A 20,436-nucleotide genomic window follows, 5' to 3' on the forward strand; every position below is an offset into this window, starting at 1 on the left:
AATGTGCCTGTTTACGTTAAAAAATCAATAAAAATCAAGATAGAGATATAGAAAAAGGAGGTATTCAATGGGGAAAACGTTAGTGATTGTCGAATCACCGGCTAAGGCTAAAACAATTAAGAAATACCTGCCAAAAGGCTTTGAAGTTGAAGCAACTATGGGACATGTGATCGATCTTCCCAAGAGTCGCATTGGTATTAATATAGAAGAGAATTTTGAACCGGAATACATAAAAATAAGAGGTAAAGCGCAGCTGCTGAAAAAACTCAAAACGGCTGCCAATAAAGCGGACCAGGTCTATCTGGCAACTGACCCTGACCGCGAGGGCGAAGCGATCTCCTGGCATATGGCCAATTTTCTGGAGATCGATTTAGAGACAAAATGCCGCATCGAATTTCATGAAATTACCAAAAAAGCTGTGAATGCAGCGATCGACAATAAACGAAACATTGATATTGACTTGGTTAACGCGCAGCAGGCCCGTCGTATTCTTGATCGGTTGGTTGGGTATTCGCTGAGTCCTTTTTTATGGAAAAAAGTAAAAAAAGGATTGAGCGGTGGCCGGGTTCAGTCCGTCGTCACCCGGATCATTGTCGATCGCGAAGAAGAGATCGCTGCTTTTGTTCCAGAAGAATACTGGAATCTTGATTTGCTGCTGAAAAAGGAAGACGACGAAAAGCAATTCATTTCGAAATTTTATTCCGAAGATGGCAAAAAGAAGACCATTGCCAACGTCGAAGAGGCGGTGCGATTAGAGCAGATTGTGTCGGAAAATGCAATTGTTGTCGACAACGTAAAAAAACGGACGCGAAAACAGAAACCGGCGCTCCCTTTCACCACCAGTACCCTGCAGCAGGAAGCCTACAAGACCCTGGGGTTTACAACTCAGCGGACCATGCGCCTGGCGCAGCAGCTTTACGAAGGTGTTGAAATAAAGGGCAGCGGTTTGACCGGTCTGATCACCTATCTTCGAACCGACTCCACGCGGATTGCGGATGAAGCGGTTGCCGAGAGCAAGGAATACATCGCCCAGCATTTTGGCGATAAATATCTGGGAACCGAGAAGAAGACAAGCAAGAAGAAGAATGTCCAGGATGCCCATGAGGCGATCCGGCCGTCATCGATCATGATCACTCCGGATATTGCCAGAGAATCGCTGGAAAAGGATCAGCATAAATTATACAAACTGATTTGGGAAAGACTGATCTGCAGTCAGATGGCCGATGCGGAGTATTATGTGACCGATGTGGATGTCGCCTGCGGCAACCTGATTTTTAAAACCAAAGGTGAAACCCAGAAATTCGATGGCTTCACCAGAGTCGGCAAAAACAGCGGTAAAGATAATGACAGCATCCTGCCGGAGCTGGCCGTTGGCGATCCGTTGATCCGTTTAAAAACGACCAAAGACCAGAAATTCACCAAGCCGCCGGCGCGTTATACCGAAGCATCGTTGGTCAAAATTCTGGAAGAAAAAGGGATTGGCCGACCCAGTACCTATGCGCCAACCATTGCCACCATTAAAAACCGTGATTATGTTGAAGTGGAGGATAAGCACTTCAAACCAACGGAGTTGGGGGTGACCGTGACCAAGCTGATGAAAGAATATTTCAAGGATGTTGTCAACATTTCGTTTACGGCCGAAATGGAGGACCGTCTGGACTCGGTTGCGGAAGGTAAAAACAACTGGAAAGATATTTTAAAGAATTTTTACACTGGATTCGAAAAAGATCTTTCCAATGCGCAGGAAAAGGCGGAGTCGGTCATCATCGCGGATCCTGAATCAGACGAAGATTGTGAACTGTGCGGTCGCCGGATGGTGATCAAAAAAGGAAAATATGGAAAATTCCTGGCCTGTCCCGGCTTTCCCGAATGCAAGAATACCAAACCCTATTTTGAAAAGACCGGTGGAATTTGCTCGATCTGCGGCGGTGATATCGTCAAAAGAATGTCTAAAACCGGCAGAACGTTTTACTCCTGCAGTAATTACCCGGATTGCGACTATATGAACTGGGATCTGCCGATTCCGGAAAAATGTCCACAATGCGGATCGACACTGTTTCAAAAAGGACTGGGCAAACGCAAGAAAATCTACTGCGATAAGCAGGATTGCGGATACATCGCCCCGGCCGGGGAATAATAAATCAATGAAAGAAAGCGAGATATAAAATGTTTCATGCAACGACAATAGTTGGAATACGTCATAATGGCGAGGTTGCCATCGCGGGAGACGGTCAGGTTACCATGGGTGAAAATATCATTATGAAAAACACCGCCACAAAGATCCGCAAAATTTATCACGATGAAATTCTGGTTGGCTTTGCCGGCTCGGTTGCTGACGCCTTCACTTTATGCGAGAAATTCGAGCAGATGGTGGAGCGATACAATGGGAATTTGCGACGTGCAGCGATTGAACTGGCTAAGGAATGGCGCTCGGATAAGGTGCTGCGAAAGCTTGAGGCCCTGCTGATCGTCATGGATAAAACCGAAACGCTGGTCTTGTCAGGGACTGGTGAAGTCATTGAACCGGATGACGATGTTGCTGCAATCGGTTCAGGCGGTTCCTATGCGCTTTCAGCGGCCCGGGCGTTAAAAAAACACTCAAGTCTCAGCGCCCGGGAAATGGCTTTCGAGTCACTGAAAATTGCATCTGAAATCTGCGTTTTCACGAATAATAATATTTCTGTAGAAGTATTATAGAAATGGAAGAATAAGTGATGAAAGAATTAACACCAAAAAAAATAGTCGCTGAACTGAATCGTTACATTATCGGACAGGGCGCAGCCAAAAAAGCCGTGGCGGTGGCGCTACGAAACCGCTACCGAAGAACGCTGCTGCCACCGGAATTGATCGATGAGTTTACCCCCAAGAATATTATTTTAGTGGGGCCTACCGGCGTGGGAAAAACGGAAATTGCCCGACGCATGGCAAAGCTCATCAAAGCGCCGTTTATCAAGGTGGAGGCAACCAAGTTTACGGAAGTCGGTTATGTTGGTAGAGACGTCGAATCGATGATCCGGGATCTGGTGAGCACCTCGATCCGCAATGTGCAACAGGAAAAAATGAAAGAAGTCTATTCAGAAGCCGAACAGAATGTCAACAAGATCATTCTCGATATTCTGGTGCCATCCAAAAAAATAAAAGAGACGCTGAAAACGCCCTTTGATTTGTTCATGAAACCGAGCCAGCCAGCCGCACCCGTACAAGCTGAGCTGGCGGGTGATGCCGAAAAAGAACAGACCCGAAAAGAAAAAAGAGAATCTCTCGCCAAAGAACTTGCGGAAGGCCGATTGGAGGACCAAATCATTGAAATTGAAGTCGATGACGATGGCTCAAAAACAATCGGGATCATGCAGGGGATGAACAACGACAGTATGTCGTTTAATATGGGCGATATTTTCGGTGACATGCTGCCGCAAAAAAAGAAAAAGAAAACGGTGCCGATTAAAGAAGCACGAAAAATCCTGATCAACCAGGAAGCGCAGAAGCTGATCGATATGGATCAGGTTCAGGAAATCGGCGTCAAGGAAGCGGAGCAGAACGGCATCATTTTTATTGACGAAATCGATAAAATAATCGGCAATGGCAGCAACCACGGACCGGATGTATCACGAGAAGGTGTCCAGCGGGATATCTTGCCAATTGTCGAAGGCAGCACCGTCAACACCAAATATGGCCCGGTTAAAACCGATTATATGCTCTTTATTGGCGCTGGGGCTTTTCATGTGTCCAAGATATCAGATATGATTCCGGAACTGCAGGGACGCTTCCCGATTAATGTTTCGCTGGATAGCCTGACCGAAGAAGACTTTATTGAAATCCTGATGAATACTGAAAATTCAGCCATCAAGCAGTATCAGGAGCTGATCCGCACGGAAGACGTTAATCTGATCATTGAAGAGGATGCGATCCGGCATATTGCAAAGATTGCCTTTCTGCAGAATGAAGAAGAGGAAAACATCGGCGCCAGACGCCTTCATACCGTCATGGAAAAGCTGCTGGAAGAAATCTCTTTTTATGCATCCGATTATGAACAGGAAGATTTTGTAATCAACAAAGATTATGTCGAGCGAATTTTCAATATCGCCGAAAAACGGGAAAATTATCAGAAGTATTTACTTTAAATTATTTGTTTTAATATTTAAGATAAATGAAAAAACTTGCATAAAGAGTTTGAATGTGCTATTATAAGCAAGTATGTATTACACACATTCCCCGAGAGACATCAGGTGCCTGTTTTCAGGTCGATGATCTTAATTGACGGGAATGGAGGAAAAACCAAGGAGGAATAAGATTATGGCATGTGTTTCGATGAAACAGTTATTGGAAGCAGGGGTGCATTTTGGACACCAGACAAGAAGATGGAATCCAAAAATGGCACCATACATTTTCACAGAAAGAAACGGAATTTACATCATTGATTTGCAGCAAACGGTAAAAAGAATTGAGAAAGCATATAATTTCGTCAAGGAATTATCGGCTAACGGCGAAGAGATTCTTTTCGTTGGAACAAAGAAACAAGCTCAAACCAGTATCGAAAGAGAAGCAAAACGTAGTGGTAGCTACTGTGTAAATCACCGTTGGTTAGGTGGAACTTTAACAAACTTCCAGACAATCAGCAAACGAATTGATCGTTTAAATGAATTGGAACAGATGGAAGAAGATGGCACATTTGATCTTCTGCCTAAAAAAGAAGTTATTAAATTAAAACGCGATAGAGAAAAATTGCAGAAATTCCTGGGCGGCATCAAAGACATGAAGGGTGTACCAGGCGCGATTTTTGTTATTGATACAAAGAAAGAAAGAATTGCAATCGCCGAAGCAAAAAAATTAGGGATTCCCATTATCGGAATCGTTGATACCAACTGCGACCCAGACGAAATAGATTATATCATTCCAGGTAACGATGATGCGATCCGTGCAGTTGCCCTGATCTTGTCTGTTGTTTCAGATGCGATCATCGAAGGCCGTCAGGGAGAACAAATCGAAGAAGAAATTGAAGTTGCACCAGTTGTAGCTGAAGAAGTTGAAGTAAAAGCTGAAGTTGTTGTTGAAACAGCCCCAGTTGCTGAAACAGCAACAGTTACCGAAGCCGCAACTGTTACTGAAGCAGAATAATTTTAATTAAAGACTTACCAGGAGGATAAACGTGGACGCAAAATTAGTAAAAGAATTAAGAGCCAAAAGTGGCGCCGGTATGATGGACTGCAAGAAAGCGCTAGTGGAAACTGATGGAAACATTGAAGAAGCTATGGTTTTGTTGAGAGAAAAAGGACTGGCAGCAACCAACAAAAAGTCAGGACGGATTGCAGCTGAAGGCATCGTTGAATCATATATACATATGGGCGGAAAAATCGGTGTTTTGGTTGAAGTAAACTGTGAAACAGACTTTGTTGCGAAAAACGAAGGATTTAAAAGCTTCGTAAAAGATGTTGCAATGCATATTGCAGCCAGCAATCCTTTGTATGTAACAAAAGAAGAAGTACCAGCTGAAGAAATTGAAAAAGAAAAAGAAATTCTTCGCGTACAAGCTTTGAATGAAGGAAAACCTGAAAAAATCATTGAAAAAATGGTTGAAGGACGGATCAGCAAGTTCTATAAAGAAATTTGCCTGTTAGAGCAACCTTTTGTGAAGAATCCGGATATGACCATTGAGGATTTGGTAAAAGAACAAATCATGAGCATTGGCGAGAACGTAAAAATCAGACGATTTGCTCGTTTCCAAATGGGCGAAGGTCTTGAGAAAAAGGAAGAAAACTTTGCAGAGGAAGTTGCAAAACAAATTAAAGCATAAACTCTTAAAAGAACACATTCGTGTTCTTTTTTTACAGTTGATGGCGTTGTGAATTTAAGATAATTACGATATAATGAACGAAAAGGAAAGGGGGAATTTTTTTGGAACCAAAATACAAACGTGTAATCATAAAATTAAGTGGGGAAGCATTGGCCGGCAATGCCGGTCACGGAATCGATACACCAACGATTGAAACCATCTGTCGACAGATCAAAGAAGTGTTTGAATTAGGCGTAGAGATTGCCATTGTCGTCGGTGGCGGCAATTTTTGGCGAGGCCGCAGTGGAGAAGGCATGGATAAATCAACGGCGGATTATATGGGAATGCTGGCAACCTGTATCAATGCCCTCGGACTCCAGGACGTGCTCGAAGAGATGGGCGTTCCGGTCCGTGTTCAAACCGCCATTGAAATGAAACAAATTGCGGAACCATATATTCGACGAAAAGCAATTCGACATCTCGAAAAAAGAAGAATTGTCATCTTTGCTGCAGGTACCGGGAATCCCTTTTTTACAACGGATACAACGGCTGCGTTAAGAGCAGCGGAAATTGATGCCGAAATTATTTTACTGGCAAAAAGCATTGATGCGGTGTACGATTCAGATCCGCTAATCAATCCGAATGCAAAAAGATATACCGAATTATCATACATTGATGTCCTGAACAAAGGCCTTAAAGTCATGGATTCAACGGCAACATCATTGTGTATGGACAATCACATTCCCATTCTCGTGTTTGGTTTAAACGAACCGGAAAATATTTTGCGCGCCGTTATGGGCGAAAAAATTGGAACAATAGTTCAGGAGGTGTAGAAGATGGTAAATGAGATCAAAGCAACCACAAATGAAAAGATGGAAAAAGCGCTGAAGAGTTTAAATGAAAGTCTGGGCAGCTTAAGAGCTGGTCGGGCAAATCCCCGGATACTCGATAAAGTGATGGTTGATTACTACGGCTCGCCGACTGGATTAAACCAGCTTGCCAATATCAGCACGCCAGAAGCGAGAATGATTGTCGTTCAGCCCTATGATGCAACGGCAATAGCGGCCATCGAAAAAGGAATCATCAAATCGGATCTGGGCTTTAACCCTTCCAACGATGGAAAAATCATTCGCCTGCTGATTCCTCAGCTGACGGAAGAACGTCGAAAAGACCTGGTAAAACTGGTTAAAAAATATGGCGAGGAATGTAAAGTGGCAATCCGTAATATCCGCCGACATGCCATTCAGGATTTAAAAGACAGCCAAAAGGAAGGGCTGATCACCGAAGATGATTTAAAACAGGGTGAGAAGGAAATCCAGAGAGTAACGGATGACGAGATTAAAAACGTTGAACGGATTCTAAAAGACAAAGAAACTGAAATTTTAGAAGTTTAATTGTTTTTTCGAAAGATGAATTTTTTAATTGTTTATTCAATTAAATAGTATTTCATTAAGAGTGGGGCGACCCACTCTTAACTATTTTTTAAAGGCAAGCGGCTGACTGCTGTTAGAGACGCAGTGAAAACCGCCAGACGCCTGATTATTACAAAAAGGATTAAAAATGAAAAAAAAATCTAAAGAAGTATTTTTAGAAGAAATGATTGCTCCGGTTGTGGAAGCAACTGGCTATGAACTGACCGATCTTACCTTTGAAAAAGGGGGCAAGGACTGGTACCTGGTTCTCTATATTGATTCAGCAGCAGGCATTTCACTGGATGATTGCGAAAATGTCAGCCGGAAAGTCAGTGAATTTCTGGATGGAAAAGATCCGATTGAACAGAGTTATATTTTAGAAGTCTCTTCACCGGGAGTGGATCGCCCGTTAAAAAAAGACCGCCATTTCCAGCAGTGCATCGACCAAAAAATAGCCATTCATCTTTTTGCACCGCTGAATGGAAAAAAAGATTTCCAGGGGATATTAAAGGCATACAGTCCTGAAACGCTTTCGCTGGAAATTGAAACGGGCGAAGTGCTGGAACTGGAAATGAGTAAAATTGCAAAAGCAAATCGAGTGGATGAGTTGAATTTCAAACCTCAACCAACTGCTGAATAAGACGGAAGGCGGAAAAAATATGAATGCGGAGTTTATAAGAGCTCTAGATGTAATTCAAGAAGAGAAATCGATTGATAAAGAAGAATTGATTCAATCCATTGAAGCTGCAATCTCAACGGCTTATAAAAAAAATTATGGTAATGCGCACAACGTGGAAATCACCATCGATCGCGTGAACGGTGATATTCAGGTGTTCGCATTGAAAGAAATAGTTGAAGTGCCAGAGAATGATCAGAATCAGATTTCACTGGATAAAGCGAGAGAGATCGATATCAACTATAATATCGGCGATATCTTCCGCAAAGAGGTGCGACCGCGAGATTTCGGCAGAATTGCTGCCCAAAATGCCAAACAGTTAATCATCCAGCGCATCAAAGAAGCCGAACGAAATGTCATCTACAACGATTATCTTGAACGGCAGGATGAAGTGCTGACGGGAATCATCAAGCGTGTCGAAAAAGGCATGGTTTATGTTGAGGTTGGTAAACTGGAAGCCGTGATGCTGCCATCGGAACAGACACCGGGTGAAGTTTACGAGGTTAACCAGCGGATCAAAGTTTATTTGCTGATGGTCAAAAAGACGACTAAGGGACCTCAGGTTAACGTATCAAGAACCCATCCTGGATTGGTGAAACGCCTGTTCGAGTCGGAAGTGCCGGAAATATTTGATGGCATTGTCGATATTATCTCGATATCAAGAGAGGCAGGTTCCCGAACCAAGGTCGCGGTAAAGGCGAATGATCCCAGTATTGATCCGGTTGGCGCCTGCGTCGGACAAAAAGGCGTTCGGGTCCAGAATATCATCAATGAGCTTAAAGGGGAGAAGATTGACGTCATCAAATGGAGCGAAAATGTTGAAGAATATCTTTCAAACGCTTTAAGCCCCGCAAAGGTTGTCCAAGTCATCCCCAATCAGGATGAAAAAACAGCCGTTGCGATCGTGGATGATTATCAGCTCTCACTGGCCATTGGCAAAGAAGGACAAAACGTCCGACTGGCCGCTAAATTAACCGGCTGGAAAATCGATATCAAAAGCAAAATTGACTATGTCAATAAATATCAGACAGAAAAAAAATCGGCTGATAATCCGGATGATATCCTGGCCGAGTTAAAAGAAGAGCTTGAGCAGGAGGAACGTCAATCAGCGGATGATTTTGAGCTGCCGGAAGAGTTGGACGGGCTTGATGATTTTGAAGAAATTGAATTGGCAGATTCCGAACCGGAGGCAGAGCCGGAACTGGAAAGTTAAAGCTTTAATCAATACTATTGCTTTTTATGATATAATATCGGTTAAAGCAATATCGGAGAGGTAATATATGAAAAAAATTCCACAGAGAACCTGTGTTATATGCCATTCAAAATTTGACAAGCGTGACTTGTTAAGGATTGTGTCAGATAAATCTGGAGAAATTTTTTTTGATCCTACTGGAAAAGCGAATGGACGCGGCGCATATGTGTGCAAATCTGAAGCCTGCCTGGAACAGTTCTTGACTAAAAATTACCTTGAACGGGCATTTAAACGAAAAGTTGATAAAGAAGTCGTCGAAGCAGTTCGACAAAAATTATCTGAGAGAGTAAAAATGATGAAATAAAATAATAAAATTTGAAGGGAGGAATAATATGTCAAAATTAAGAGTATACGATTTTGCAAAAAAATATAATATTCCAAGCAAAGAATTCGTGGCTATTCTAAATAAATTCAATATTCCTGTGAAAAATCATATGAGTGCCCTGACTGATCAGCAAGTCGCCGAATTTGAAGAGAAATTCGACAAAGACAAGTATCAAAAGAGTTTAGAAACAGAGAGTAAAAAAGAAGTGATTAAGGACAAGGTGGCCCCAAAACCGGTCAATGCCGAAAAGAAGGCAGCGCCGGCTGTGAAAAGTCAGCCTAAGACACCGCAAAAAAATCAAAAAAATCAAAACAATATAGGGGGCAATGTGCCTAAAAAAACAACGGATAAAAAACGACCTGCAACAAATCAGGGCCCACAGAATAAAGTAAGAGACCACAGTAAAAAAGAAAAGACAGCACGAAGCGTTTACAAAAAGATGAAGGACGAAAAGAAAAAAAGCGTCCAGCAGAACCAGGTTTTTGAAATTCCCGACATCGTAACGGTCGGTGAACTGGCTGAAATCCTTGAAATCGGCGTAACTGATGTTATCAAAACATTAATGCTAGCAGGTTCCATGGTCAGCATTAACCAGGAGATCGATTTTGAAACAGCCGCCATTGTTGCTGCCGAATTCGGTCTTGAAGTTCAGGCCATTGAGATCGAAGATGTCGTGTCCAAAATTCTTGAAGAATACGACGAAGAAGAAACTGAAAATGAAATTTCACGTCCGCCGGTTGTTACCGTTATGGGTCATGTTGATCATGGTAAAACATCACTGCTTGACCGGATCCGTAAAGCTAATGTCATTGCCGGCGAAGCGGGCGGCATTACTCAGCATATCGGCGCCTATACCGTCAACATCAAGAAACAGGCCATTACTTTTATTGATACACCGGGGCATGAAGCGTTTACCGCAATGCGTTCACGAGGGGCTCAGATAACCGATATTGCGATCCTGGTGGTGGCTGCGGATGATGGGGTGATGCCACAGACGGTTGAGGCTATTAATCATGCTAAAGCAGCCGGGGTACCGATTCTGGTGGCGATTAATAAAATTGACAAACCCGGGGCAAATCCCGATCGGGTCAAACAGGAATTAACCGAATATGGTCTTGTTGTTGAAGAATGGGGCGGCGAAACCATTGCTGTTCAGGTTTCGGCAAAAACGGGCGAGGGCATTGATTCGCTGTTAGAGATGATTCTGCTGATGTCCGAAGTCGAAGAATTAACCGCTGATCCAACCCGTGAAGCCCGTGGAACTGTTATTGAAGCCCAGGTGAAACGAGGAAAAGGTCCGGTTGCCTCGCTGCTGGTTCAGCAGGGAACCTTGCATGTGGGAGACTGTATCCTTTCAGGAACAACCCACGGCAAGATCAAAGCGATGATTGATGACAAGGGGAAACGACTTAAAAAAGCGGGGCCATCCACGCCGGTTGAAATTTCCGGTCTTTCTGATATTCCGGTAGCCGGTGATGATTTTATTGTCCTGGAAAACGAAAAAGAAGCCCGACAATTGGCCGAAAAACGAAAAGAAATGCAAAAAGGAGAACGACAACGTCGCTCAAATATTAATTTGGATGATCTTTTCAGCCAGATTCAGGACGGCAATATCCAGGATGTTAACATCGTAATCAAAGCGGATGTGCAGGGGTCAGTTGAAGCCGTCAAACAATCGCTGGAAAAACTTGATAATGAAGCGGTACGCATCAATGTGATTCATGGCGCTGTTGGTGCCATCAACGAGACAGATATTCTACTGGCGGCCACTTCCAATGCGATTGTGATTGGTTTTAATGTCAGACCGGACAAGAATGCCGTTAAGCTTGCGGACACGGAGGATGTTGACATTCGCCTTTACCGGGTTATTTACGATGCCATTGAAGACATCAAAAAAGCCATGGAAGGCATGCTGGCACCGGAATTCCGTGAAAAAATCATGGGTAATGCTGAAGTGCGGGAAGTATTCAAAATACCGAACGTCGGTGCCATTGCCGGATCTTACGTGACGGACGGAAAAATCACCAGAAATGATGATGTCCGAATCATCCGCGATGGCATTGTCGTATTTGAAGGAAAAATTGCTTCAATCAGACGATTCAAGGATGATGTTAAGGAAGTAAATACCGGCTATGAATGCGGTATCAGCATCGAAAAATACAACGATTTGAAAAATGGCGACAACATCGAAGCATTTATCATGGAAAAAATCGAAAGATAAGCAAAACCTTATCTTCCATGGCCAAGGAGGTCAATCATATGGCATCTCATCGTAACGAAAAAGTAAACGGCCAGATTCAAAGAGAATTGAGTCTGATCATTATTCATAAAATGAAGGATGCGCGCATCAAAGACAGCAATGTGAGTATCACAAGAGTAAAGGCAACTCCGGATTTGAAATCGGCCACGGTCTACGTCAGTGTTTTTGGCGACGAAACTCAGAAAAAAGTGGTCGTGGAATTGTTGAATAATGCCAAAAGTTTTTTAAGATCCAGTCTTGGAAAAGTGATCACCGTTCATTCGATTCCGGCTTTGAAATTCGAACTTGATGATTCCATCGAATATGGCATGCACATCGAATCAATCTTAAAAAACCTGAAGGATAATAAAGCGACCAAAGACGATCAAGAATTGAAGGAAGAAAATGAAGAAGATTCCTGATGAAATAGTAGCGTGCCTGAAGGAAAATGAAGAATATTTAATTCTGCTTCATCAAAAACCCGACGGCGATGCAATTGGTTCTGCCATTGCGCTGGGAAAGGGTTTAAAGCAGCTGAACAAGTCGGTTGATTATTATATTGAAACGCCGATCGAAGATAAACTGCTTTTCTTTGAAGAGATTGACTGCTTCAACCGGCAACTGAAGGAAAGCTACGATGTGATTCTCTTTCTGGATTGTTCCAGCAGCGGTTTCGCCTATTCGCCGCAGACCATGCCCAAAGCCAAGGTGAAACTGGTGATTGATCACCATAAAAGCAATGCGCATTATGGTGATCTCAACTGTGTTGAAATCACCGGTGCAACCGCAGAAATTGTGTACCGGATCCTGAAGGCTCTGGCAGTGGAAATCGACGAGGAAATGGCGGATGCGGTTTTCACAGCGATCACCACCGATACGGGCAGCTTTCAGTTCTCCAACGTGACGAACGATACCCATATCATTGCCGGCGAGCTCTACAAGGTCAAGCCGAGCTATGCCAATCTGTCCAAACGGCTGCACAACCAGAAGAACATGGATCAGATGAAGATGACCGGTGCGGCCATCCACTCGCTGGAGATTCTCGACAGCATGCCGATCGCGTTGATGGTTCTGGATTACGATACCATCGTGAAATACGGTGGCACCATCAACATCAGCGATGATGTTGCCAATGTCGGTCAGAATACCATCGGCGTTGCCATTACGGCGCTGCTGAAAGAAGTCAGACCGGGTGATTACCGGGTGTCGCTGCGGGCAAAATTCCCGTTTGATATTCATAAAATTGCGTTGAAATACGGTGGCGGCGGTCATGAACGGGCAGCCGGCTTTAATTTCAGAGGGGATATTCAAGAGATCAAGGATGATCTGATGGAAGTCTATCAAACTCAGTGTGAACAAGATGAAACAATATAATGGTTATCTCAATATCTATAAGGAAAAGGGCATGACATCCCACGATGTCGTCTTCAAAGCCCGAAAAATCCTGCAGACAAAAAAAATAGGACATACCGGAACGCTTGATCCAGATGCTGAAGGCGTTCTGGTTCTTTGTATTGGCCGGGCGACAAAAATGGTCGAGTATATTACCGATCACGAAAAAGTCTATGAAGCGGAAGTGGTCTTGGGAATCGAAACCGACACCTGCGACACCTCGGGGACCGTGATCAATCAAAAACCGGACAGGGGCATTACCCGGGCGGACTTCGAAAAAGCACTGGTGCAGTTTTGCGGAACCATTTCCCAGACTCCTCCCATCTATTCGGCGATTCGCGTCAACGGCAAAAAGCTCTATCACTATGCCAGAAATGGCGAACAAGTCGATATTCCCAGCCGCCTGGTCGAGATCTCTGCGATTACATTACTGGAATTCAATGAGCAGACGCAACGCGGCAAAATCCTGGTCGCCTGTTCAAAGGGAACCTATATGCGCTCACTATGCCGCGATATCGCGATCGCGCTGGGGACCTGCGGGTGTATGGGCAGCCTGATCCGACACAAGGTCGGCGAGTTTATGATTGATGAGGCGCTTAAACTGTCTGAAATCGAAGAAAAAATGACGGACGACCAGCTCGATGCGCATATTTATCCGCTGGCCTATTCGCTCGACAAATACAAACGGATCACGGCAACCGAGGCCGGGCGAAAGTATTTGATCAATGGGAACAAACTTTATCAATGGAATGTCGTCGAGCCATTTGATGATTTTAAACCGGCCGAGATCATCCGGCTGTATGATGATGAAAAACTGGTGGGAATGGGCAAGTTTTATTGCATTGAGGATGAAAACTACGTAAAACCCAGCAAATTACTGTGAGGAAAAAAGATGACAGAGACATTGTATCATGAAGAAGAAATTGTTCTGGCACTCGGCTTTTTTGATGGCGTGCACCTTGGCCATCAGGCCCTGCTGAAAAGAACAAAAGAGATTGGTGATCAAATGGGCATAAAAACCGGTGTGATGACTTTTAAAGAGCATCCACTGGAACGGATTTTTCCAAACTACACGCCCTGGCTGATCACTTCAAATGCTGAAAAACAAGCGCTGATTCAAAAAATTGGCCTGGAGTATGTGTTTTTAAACCCTTTTACGGAACACCTGATGAAACTGACCCCCGAGAAATTCATTACGGACTATCTGTTGAAAAAATACAACGTTAAAGCGGTCGTAGTGGGATACAATTACAATTTTGGCTATAAGGGTGCCGGGACCACCGAAAAATTAAAAGAACTGGGCCAGATCTACGGTTTTGCAGTCGAAATTTTGCCGCAGTATACCATTGAGAAGCACTCCGTCAGTTCATCTTTCATCCGCGAGATGATCAGCACCGGACAGGTTGACGAGGTCAAAGATTTTCTGGGCCGCGACTATGCCTTAACCGGCAAGGTGGTGGAGGGAAAAAAACTGGGCCGACAATACGGCATTCCCACCGCCAACATCAAGCTCGATCCCAAAATAGTGCTGCCGAATACCGGTGTATACTACACCCAGGTCTATTATCAGGGAAAATGCCTGAACGGACTGACCAATCTGGGCTGCAATCCGACCTTCGAAAAACATCCTTTCAGCATTGAAACCTACATTTATGATTTCGACGAGGACATTTACGGCGAGGAACTGACGATTGTCTTTAAAAATAAAATTCGGAATGAAATTAAATTTGATACCGTCGATGATCTGATTGCCCAAATAAGAAGTGATATCGAAGACATTCGCAATCACTATATAAAATAAAGGCATTTACACAATTTTGTGTTTATGATATACTTAATAAGTTAATTCCATCCACTTAGTTTTTTGAAACTCCAACAAACTACTCGGTCTATGGATAATTTAAAAACAAGGAGAAACAAATGATTAGTAAAGAAGTAAAAGAACAAGTAGTAGCGGACTACAAAACACATGAAGGCGATACCGGTTCACCGGAAGTTCAGATCGCATTGTTAACGGCCAGAATCAATGATATCAACGAACATCTTGCCGTTCATAAAAAAGATCATCACTCCCGACGTGGTTTGTTAAAACTGGTCGGACAACGAAGAAGATTATTAACTTATTTGAAAAACAAAGATATCAACCGATATCGTGAACTAATCCAGAGATTAGGCTTAAGAAAATAATTTGGGGCGGAGTATTCCGCCTTTTTTTTTTAAATTAAATAGAAAGCGAGAAAGAGATGAATATTTTTGAAACTCAAATTGCCGGGCGTCCACTCAAAGTGGAAATTGGTGAAGTAGCCCAGCTCGCAAAAGGCGCTGCCATGATTCGATACGGAGAAACAGAAGTGCTGGTAGTGGCAGCCGCTTCTAAAAAGCCACGGGAAGGAATGGACTTTTTCCCATTAAGCTGCGATTATGAAGAAAAGCAATACTCGGTTGGGAAAATTCCCGGCGGCTTTATCAAACGTGAAGGCCGACCCACCGAAAAAGCCATTTTAAACTCAAGACTGATGGACCGACCGATTCGTCCTCTGTTTCCCAAGGGATTCAGAAATGATGTGACCGTGATTGCAACCGTTATGTCAGTCGAACAGGATAATGCACCTGAAATCGCAGCGATGATCGGATCATCGATTGCCTTGTCGATTTCCGATATTCCGTTCCAGGGACCGACCGGGGCAGTTGCCGTCGGCTGCGTGGATGGAGAATTGATTATCAATCCCAACGAAGAACAACGGGGCAAAAGCGATCTCAGCTTAATCGTCTCAGGAACCAAGGAAGCCATCATGATGGTTGAAGCCGGTGCCAACATCGTTTCCGAAGCACTGATGCTCGATGCCATCCTGCTGGCGCATGAAGAAATCAAAAAAATTGTCGCTTTTCAGGAAGAAATCATTGCAACTGTCGGCGTGGAAAAAAAGGAATACAAACTCTTTTTGCCTTGCGAAGAAGTTGCAACTGAAATTGTTACATTTATCGGCGACCAGTTGAAAAACGCCGTCAATACGGCTGATAAACTGGAGCGAATGGAAAATATCGACAAAATCAACGAGGCCGTCAAAGCACATTGTGAAGAGCTGTTTCCGGACAAGGGAAATGAAGTCGATGATGTTCTCAAATCAATGCTGAAGAAAGAAATCAGACGACTGATTCTTGAAGAACGGATCCGTCCGGACAATCGCAAAACGAATGAAATCAGACCAATCTCCGCCAAAGTGGATTACCTGTCCCGACCTCATGGTTCAGGACTGTTTACCCGCGGGGAAACCCAGGTACTGTCGGTGACGACACTCGGCGTTTTACGCGATGCGCAAACGCTGGATGGCCTGTCAAATGATGAGTCAAAACGCTATATGCATCACTACAATTTCCCCTCCTACAGTGTCGGCGAAACCCGTCCTTCCCGAGGACCGGGACGTCGTGAAATCGGACACGGAAATCTGGCTGAGCGGGCGCTGATCCCAGTGCTGCCATCAGAAGAAGTGTTCCCTTATGCGATTCGGGTGGTATCCGAAGTGCTCAGTTCAAACGGCTCGACTTCTCAGGGCAGTGTTTGCGGCAGTTCGCTTTCGCTGATGGCAGCCGGCGTACCGATCAAGGCAGCCGTGGCTGGAATTGCCATGGGACTGATTAAAGAAGGCGATAAACTGGCCATTCTTTCAGACATTCAGGGAATGGAAGATGCCCTGGGCGATATGGACTTCAAGGTGGCTGGAACGGCTGAAGGCATCACCGCGATCCAGATGGACATTAAAGTCGACGGGATCAGCAAAGAAGTATTGACCGAAGCGCTGGAACAGGCCCGTATCGGCAGACTCCATATTATGGGCATCATGAACGAAGAGATATCCGAACCGCGAAAAGAACTGTCAGCGAACGCACCGCAGATCATCATTCTGCAGATTAATCCGGATAAAATCAGAGACGTCATCGGCTCCGGCGGAAAAGTCATCAATAAAATCATTGATGAAACCGGTGTGAAAATCGATATTGAAGATGATGGCCGGGTATTCATTGCCGCCACAGATTCAGAATCCGGCGCTAAGGCCAAGGCAATCATCGAAAACATTGTCCGCGTCGTCGAAGTTGGCGAAATATTAACCGGCAAGGTCGTACGAATCATGAACTTCGGCGCTTTTGTGTCGTTACCAGGCGGTAAAGACGGTCTGATTCACATTTCCAAATTGGCCAATGAACGCGTCAATAACGTTGAAGATGTGGTCAAAATCGGCGATGAAGTCACCGTTAAAGTCATGGAAATTGATGGCCAGGGAAGAATCAATCTATCGCGCAAGGCAGTACTGCCAAAGGATTGATGATGAAAAACTGCAACGTCAAGATTTTAAATAAATCCGATTATCCGTTGCCGGAGTATCAGACCCAGGGCTCTGCCGGTGTGGATTTACGGGCAAATATCGAGGAAAAACTGATTATCATGCCGAAAAAGGTTTATCAGATTCCGACCGGAATATTCATCGAAATGCCGCTTGGCATTGAAGCCCAAATCAGGGCGCGCAGCGGCTTGGCCCTGAAGCACGGCCTCGCGCTGGTCAATGGAATTGGCACGATTGATCCGGACTACCGTGGCGAAATTAAGATTATTCTGATAAACTTGCTGGACCGACCCTATCAACTGGAACCGGGGGAACGAATCGCGCAAATGGTTTTTTCCGAATACATCAAAGCGGATTTCATGGCTGTCGCCAGCATTGAAGAATTGGAATCGAGCGAACGCGGTGACGGTGGCTTTGGCCACTCCGGAAAATAAGACGCCGGATCGTCCCGCTTTTTCATATCAGCAAAACAATATACAAGCACTAGGAGCTGTCGCAAAACTTGGATCACCATGATTGTTGCACCTTATTGATTGTCGACACTCCGAGGTGTAGGTTTTCCTACACCTTTTATCATATCTTTTATTAATTCGAGGAGAAGCATGGCTACAAAAAAAACGAACCAACCTAATCAGAAAAAAAGAACGGCACCACAAAAACGACGAACCGGGAAAGCCGCCAAAAAAGCATTTGGCAGCAATCTGGCGATCGGCATTTTCCTGATCTTATTAGGCTGTTTTACGGCCTACGCATACATTGATTTCAATGCGGGGATTGTCGGCGATATCGTCAGCCAGGGTTTCAGTTATTGTTTTGGAACCGTCACGCTGTTTATCTGTTTTTACCTGATGGCGCTGGGCGTTATTTTCTGTGTCAATAAAATTGATGACTGGGCGCAGAACTTTGTCCTCATTCTTTTGCTGCTGGTTAATATGATGATCGTCTTCAGTATCAATACGCCAAACTTAATGGATTACAGCATTCTGGAACTGTTTACGCTGGCACAGTACGGTCAATATGGCGGGATCATCGGCATTCTGCTGGCCGCCTTATTTATCAAACTGTTTGCCGTCAAGGGAACGATTCTGCTTATTTTTATCAGCTCGGTGCTGATGCTGGCAATTATCTTCAAGAACAGCCTCAAGAAATACTGGGAGAATTTAAAAGATAAAAACAAAAATGCGCCGCCGTTAAAAGATCGCATTAAAGATAAAATTGATGCGGTCAAAGACAAACGAAAAATCAAAAATGAAGTCAAGGCGACCAAAGACCGTACGTCAGAGACGACAATGATTCCCCTGGTCAGCGACGAAGCGAGCGACGCCACCTTATTTGAACCCTTTCAGATCAATGACAATGCCAATAATAAATCCCTGTTTGAACCACTGAAGCCGGCAGCAAAACCAAAAAAGATAACGAAGACAGATCCGTTTGGCTTCATTGAAGAACAGGTTGAGGTCAAAAACGAGCCGATCAAGATTCATGAAGACCTGCTTGACATCTCGGATTTAAGTGGCTTGAGCAGAGGTAAAATAAGCAGCGGGAAAGCAGAAAAAGCAGAAACCCGGGTCAGCAATCAGGAAACAATTGATGCCCCGGAGCCCATCGAGGACTACGTCTTTCCATCAATGGATCTGCTCAATCCGCCGGCAGCAAAAAAAAAATCAAAAAAAGATGATGTGATCAAAAAGGCGAAAATCATCGAGGATACCCTGAAAAACTTCGGGGTCAGGGCGAAAATCATCGAAGTCAATGTCGGACCCAGCATCACCCGCTTTGAGCTGCAGCTGGCCGCCGGTGTGAAGGTCAATAAAATTGTGAATCTGTCCAATGACCTGGCCCTGAGCCTGGCGACCTCGGACATTCGGATTGAAGCGCCGATTCCCGGGAAAGCGGCAGTGGGGATTGAAGTGCCCAATGAGATTTCAGAAATTGTCGGTTTGCGCGAAATCATCGACACTCCTCAATTTAAGGAGAGCAAGAGCCCATTGACCTTTGCGCTGGGAAAAACCCTGACCGGCGAGAGCATCATCGGCGATATCGGGAAAATGCCGCATGTCCTGATTGCCGGTGCCACCGGTTCAGGAAAAAGTGTCTGCATCAACAGCATCATCACAAGTCTGATTTTCAAATCAGCGCCGGACGAAGTGCGTTTCATTATGATCGATCCCAAAATGGTTGAACTGAGTCAGTACAATGCCATTCCGCATCTGCTGATACCGGTCGTGACCGATCCCAAGAAGGCCGCGTATGCACTGAACTGGGGACTCAAAGAAATGACTGACCGCTACATGCTGTTTAAAGAATCCGGCGTCCGGGATATTGAAGGCTACAATGAGATCATGGTCAATTCGGGCGCGAAAAAATTACCCCGCATTGTCATTGTTGTCGATGAGTTAGCGGATCTGATGATTACATCCCCCAAAGAGGTTGAAAACGCCATTTGCCGGATTGCCCAGCTGGCCCGAGCCTGCGGGATCCATCTGATCATTGCCACCCAGCGACCCTCGGTGGATGTCATCACCGGGTTGATTAAAGCCAATATTCCCTCGCGGATCGCCTTTGCGGTGGCTTCCAATACCGATTCACGGACGATCCTGGATACCGGCGGCGCGGAAAAACTGCTGGGAAAAGGCGATATGCTGTATTTCCCGGTGGGCCAGTCGAAACCGACGCGGGCCCAATGTACCTATGTTTCCGATCATGAGATCAACGCCGTCATCGATGCGGTAAAAGTCAAAAAAGGCAACCATTATGATGCCGCCATTGAAGATGAAATCTCCAAAGAACCGGAAGAGAAAACCGGCAATAAGCGCGAAGGCGATGCGCTGCTGGCGGATGCCATCACAATCGCCTTTGAATACAATCAGGTCTCCACTTCAATGCTGCAGCGTAAACTGGGAGTGGGATATGCACGGGCTGGCCGGATCATCGATGATCTCGAAGAGCGCGGCATTATTTCCGGTCCGAACGGAAGCAAACCACGGCAGATACTGGTAACAGAAGATGAACTTAGAAATCAAGAGTAGG

Annotated in this window: 19 protein-coding genes; all 19 read left to right on the top strand. The window is 44.7% G+C overall.

Translation table 11 applies throughout. The features are described 5' to 3' along the window. Positions 1-67 precede the first annotated feature (67 nt). On the top strand, positions 68-2,137 hold the full coding sequence (gene topA / locus GH808_RS07915) for a type I DNA topoisomerase (protein ID WP_186842240.1): 2,070 nt from the start codon (positions 68-70) through the stop codon (positions 2,135-2,137). A gap of 29 nt (positions 2,138-2,166) precedes the next feature. Beyond that, positions 2,167-2,697: an ATP-dependent protease subunit HslV gene (gene hslV / locus GH808_RS07920; protein ID WP_186842241.1), complete on the top strand. Its 531-nt coding sequence runs from the start codon at positions 2,167-2,169 to the stop codon at positions 2,695-2,697. Between the two features lie 17 nt (positions 2,698-2,714). Continuing rightward, positions 2,715-4,121 carry an ATP-dependent protease ATPase subunit HslU gene (gene hslU, locus GH808_RS07925; protein ID WP_186842242.1) on the top strand — a complete coding sequence of 469 codons (1,407 nt, stop codon included), beginning with the start codon at positions 2,715-2,717 and terminating at the stop codon, positions 4,119-4,121. Positions 4,122-4,293: 172 nt separating this feature from the next. After that, positions 4,294-5,115: a 30S ribosomal protein S2 gene (rpsB, locus tag GH808_RS07930; protein ID WP_186842243.1), complete on the top strand. Its 822-nt coding sequence runs from the start codon at positions 4,294-4,296 to the stop codon at positions 5,113-5,115. A 31-nt stretch (positions 5,116-5,146) separates the two neighbouring features. Then, a complete protein-coding gene (tsf, locus tag GH808_RS07935) occupies positions 5,147-5,791 on the top strand; it encodes a translation elongation factor Ts (protein WP_338000871.1) in 645 nt (214 codons plus the stop codon). Between the two features lie 101 nt (positions 5,792-5,892). Next, positions 5,893-6,603 carry a UMP kinase gene (gene pyrH / locus GH808_RS07940; RefSeq protein ID WP_186842244.1) on the top strand — a complete coding sequence of 237 codons (711 nt, stop codon included), beginning with the start codon at positions 5,893-5,895 and terminating at the stop codon, positions 6,601-6,603. 3 nt (positions 6,604-6,606) lie between these two features. Continuing rightward, on the top strand, positions 6,607-7,164 hold the full coding sequence (frr, locus tag GH808_RS07945; RefSeq protein WP_186842245.1) for a ribosome recycling factor: 558 nt from the start codon (positions 6,607-6,609) through the stop codon (positions 7,162-7,164). A gap of 166 nt (positions 7,165-7,330) precedes the next feature. Further along, the gene (gene rimP, locus GH808_RS07950) at positions 7,331-7,822 is read left to right on the top strand and encodes a ribosome maturation factor RimP (RefSeq protein ID WP_186842246.1); all 492 of its coding nucleotides are present in this window, start codon (positions 7,331-7,333) and stop codon (positions 7,820-7,822) included. 19 nt (positions 7,823-7,841) lie between these two features. Continuing rightward, positions 7,842-9,071 (top strand): transcription termination factor NusA, encoded by a 1,230-nt coding sequence (gene nusA / locus GH808_RS07955; RefSeq protein ID WP_186842247.1) that lies wholly within the window; start codon positions 7,842-7,844, stop codon positions 9,069-9,071. 67 nt (positions 9,072-9,138) lie between these two features. Then, positions 9,139-9,414 carry an RNase P modulator RnpM gene (rnpM, locus tag GH808_RS07960; protein ID WP_186842248.1) on the top strand — a complete coding sequence of 92 codons (276 nt, stop codon included), beginning with the start codon at positions 9,139-9,141 and terminating at the stop codon, positions 9,412-9,414. Positions 9,415-9,442: 28 nt separating this feature from the next. Continuing rightward, positions 9,443-11,656, top strand: coding sequence for a translation initiation factor IF-2 (infB, locus tag GH808_RS07965; protein WP_186842249.1), 2,214 nt, complete (start codon positions 9,443-9,445; stop codon positions 11,654-11,656). 38 nt (positions 11,657-11,694) lie between these two features. After that, on the top strand, positions 11,695-12,096 hold the full coding sequence (gene rbfA / locus GH808_RS07970) for a 30S ribosome-binding factor RbfA (RefSeq protein ID WP_186842250.1): 402 nt from the start codon (positions 11,695-11,697) through the stop codon (positions 12,094-12,096). Beyond that, positions 12,080-13,048: a DHH family phosphoesterase gene (locus GH808_RS07975; RefSeq protein WP_186842251.1), complete on the top strand. Its 969-nt coding sequence runs from the start codon at positions 12,080-12,082 to the stop codon at positions 13,046-13,048. Before rbfA ends, GH808_RS07975 begins: the two co-directional genes overlap by 17 nt. After that, positions 13,035-13,949, top strand: a complete 915-nt coding sequence (gene truB, locus GH808_RS07980; RefSeq protein ID WP_186842252.1) for a tRNA pseudouridine(55) synthase TruB — start codon at positions 13,035-13,037, stop codon at positions 13,947-13,949. Before GH808_RS07975 ends, truB begins: the two co-directional genes overlap by 14 nt. 9 nt (positions 13,950-13,958) lie before the next feature. Next, complete coding sequence (locus tag GH808_RS07985; RefSeq protein ID WP_186842253.1) at positions 13,959-14,867, top strand: bifunctional riboflavin kinase/FAD synthetase; 909 nt, start codon at positions 13,959-13,961, stop codon at positions 14,865-14,867. Between the two features lie 119 nt (positions 14,868-14,986). Beyond that, the gene (gene rpsO / locus GH808_RS07990; protein ID WP_186842254.1) at positions 14,987-15,253 is read left to right on the top strand and encodes a 30S ribosomal protein S15; all 267 of its coding nucleotides are present in this window, start codon (positions 14,987-14,989) and stop codon (positions 15,251-15,253) included. A 56-nt stretch (positions 15,254-15,309) separates the two neighbouring features. Next, the gene (locus tag GH808_RS07995; RefSeq protein ID WP_186842255.1) at positions 15,310-17,388 is read left to right on the top strand and encodes a polyribonucleotide nucleotidyltransferase; all 2,079 of its coding nucleotides are present in this window, start codon (positions 15,310-15,312) and stop codon (positions 17,386-17,388) included. Further along, entirely contained in the window at positions 17,388-17,840 is a 453-nt protein-coding gene (dut, locus tag GH808_RS08000; RefSeq protein ID WP_186842256.1) for a dUTP diphosphatase, read from the top strand. The genes GH808_RS07995 and dut overlap by 1 nt, the downstream gene beginning before the upstream one ends. A gap of 168 nt (positions 17,841-18,008) precedes the next feature. Next, complete coding sequence (locus GH808_RS08005; RefSeq protein WP_186842257.1) at positions 18,009-20,435, top strand: FtsK/SpoIIIE family DNA translocase; 2,427 nt, start codon at positions 18,009-18,011, stop codon at positions 20,433-20,435. Position 20,436 lies beyond the last annotated feature (1 nt).

The organism is Acetobacterium fimetarium (assembly GCF_014284475.1).
GTDB classification, from domain to species: Bacteria; Bacillota; Clostridia; order Eubacteriales; family Eubacteriaceae; genus Acetobacterium; species Acetobacterium fimetarium.

Coding starts and splice junctions, on each gene's coding strand:
- topA (WP_186842240.1), top strand. CDS start 68: ATGGGGAAAACGTTAGTGATTGTCGAATCACCGGCTAAGGCTAAAACA.
- hslV (WP_186842241.1), top strand. CDS start 2,167: ATGTTTCATGCAACGACAATAGTTGGAATACGTCATAATGGCGAGGTT.
- hslU (WP_186842242.1), top strand. CDS start 2,715: ATGAAAGAATTAACACCAAAAAAAATAGTCGCTGAACTGAATCGTTAC.
- rpsB (WP_186842243.1), top strand. CDS start 4,294: ATGGCATGTGTTTCGATGAAACAGTTATTGGAAGCAGGGGTGCATTTT.
- frr (WP_186842245.1), top strand. CDS start 6,607: ATGGTAAATGAGATCAAAGCAACCACAAATGAAAAGATGGAAAAAGCG.
- rimP (WP_186842246.1), top strand. CDS start 7,331: ATGAAAAAAAAATCTAAAGAAGTATTTTTAGAAGAAATGATTGCTCCG.
- nusA (WP_186842247.1), top strand. CDS start 7,842: ATGAATGCGGAGTTTATAAGAGCTCTAGATGTAATTCAAGAAGAGAAA.
- rnpM (WP_186842248.1), top strand. CDS start 9,139: ATGAAAAAAATTCCACAGAGAACCTGTGTTATATGCCATTCAAAATTT.
- infB (WP_186842249.1), top strand. CDS start 9,443: ATGTCAAAATTAAGAGTATACGATTTTGCAAAAAAATATAATATTCCA.
- rbfA (WP_186842250.1), top strand. CDS start 11,695: ATGGCATCTCATCGTAACGAAAAAGTAAACGGCCAGATTCAAAGAGAA.
- GH808_RS07975 (WP_186842251.1), top strand. CDS start 12,080: ATGAAGAAGATTCCTGATGAAATAGTAGCGTGCCTGAAGGAAAATGAA.
- truB (WP_186842252.1), top strand. CDS start 13,035: ATGAAACAATATAATGGTTATCTCAATATCTATAAGGAAAAGGGCATG.
- GH808_RS07985 (WP_186842253.1), top strand. CDS start 13,959: ATGACAGAGACATTGTATCATGAAGAAGAAATTGTTCTGGCACTCGGC.
- rpsO (WP_186842254.1), top strand. CDS start 14,987: ATGATTAGTAAAGAAGTAAAAGAACAAGTAGTAGCGGACTACAAAACA.
- GH808_RS07995 (WP_186842255.1), top strand. CDS start 15,310: ATGAATATTTTTGAAACTCAAATTGCCGGGCGTCCACTCAAAGTGGAA.
- dut (WP_186842256.1), top strand. CDS start 17,388: ATGATGAAAAACTGCAACGTCAAGATTTTAAATAAATCCGATTATCCG.
- GH808_RS08005 (WP_186842257.1), top strand. CDS start 18,009: ATGGCTACAAAAAAAACGAACCAACCTAATCAGAAAAAAAGAACGGCA.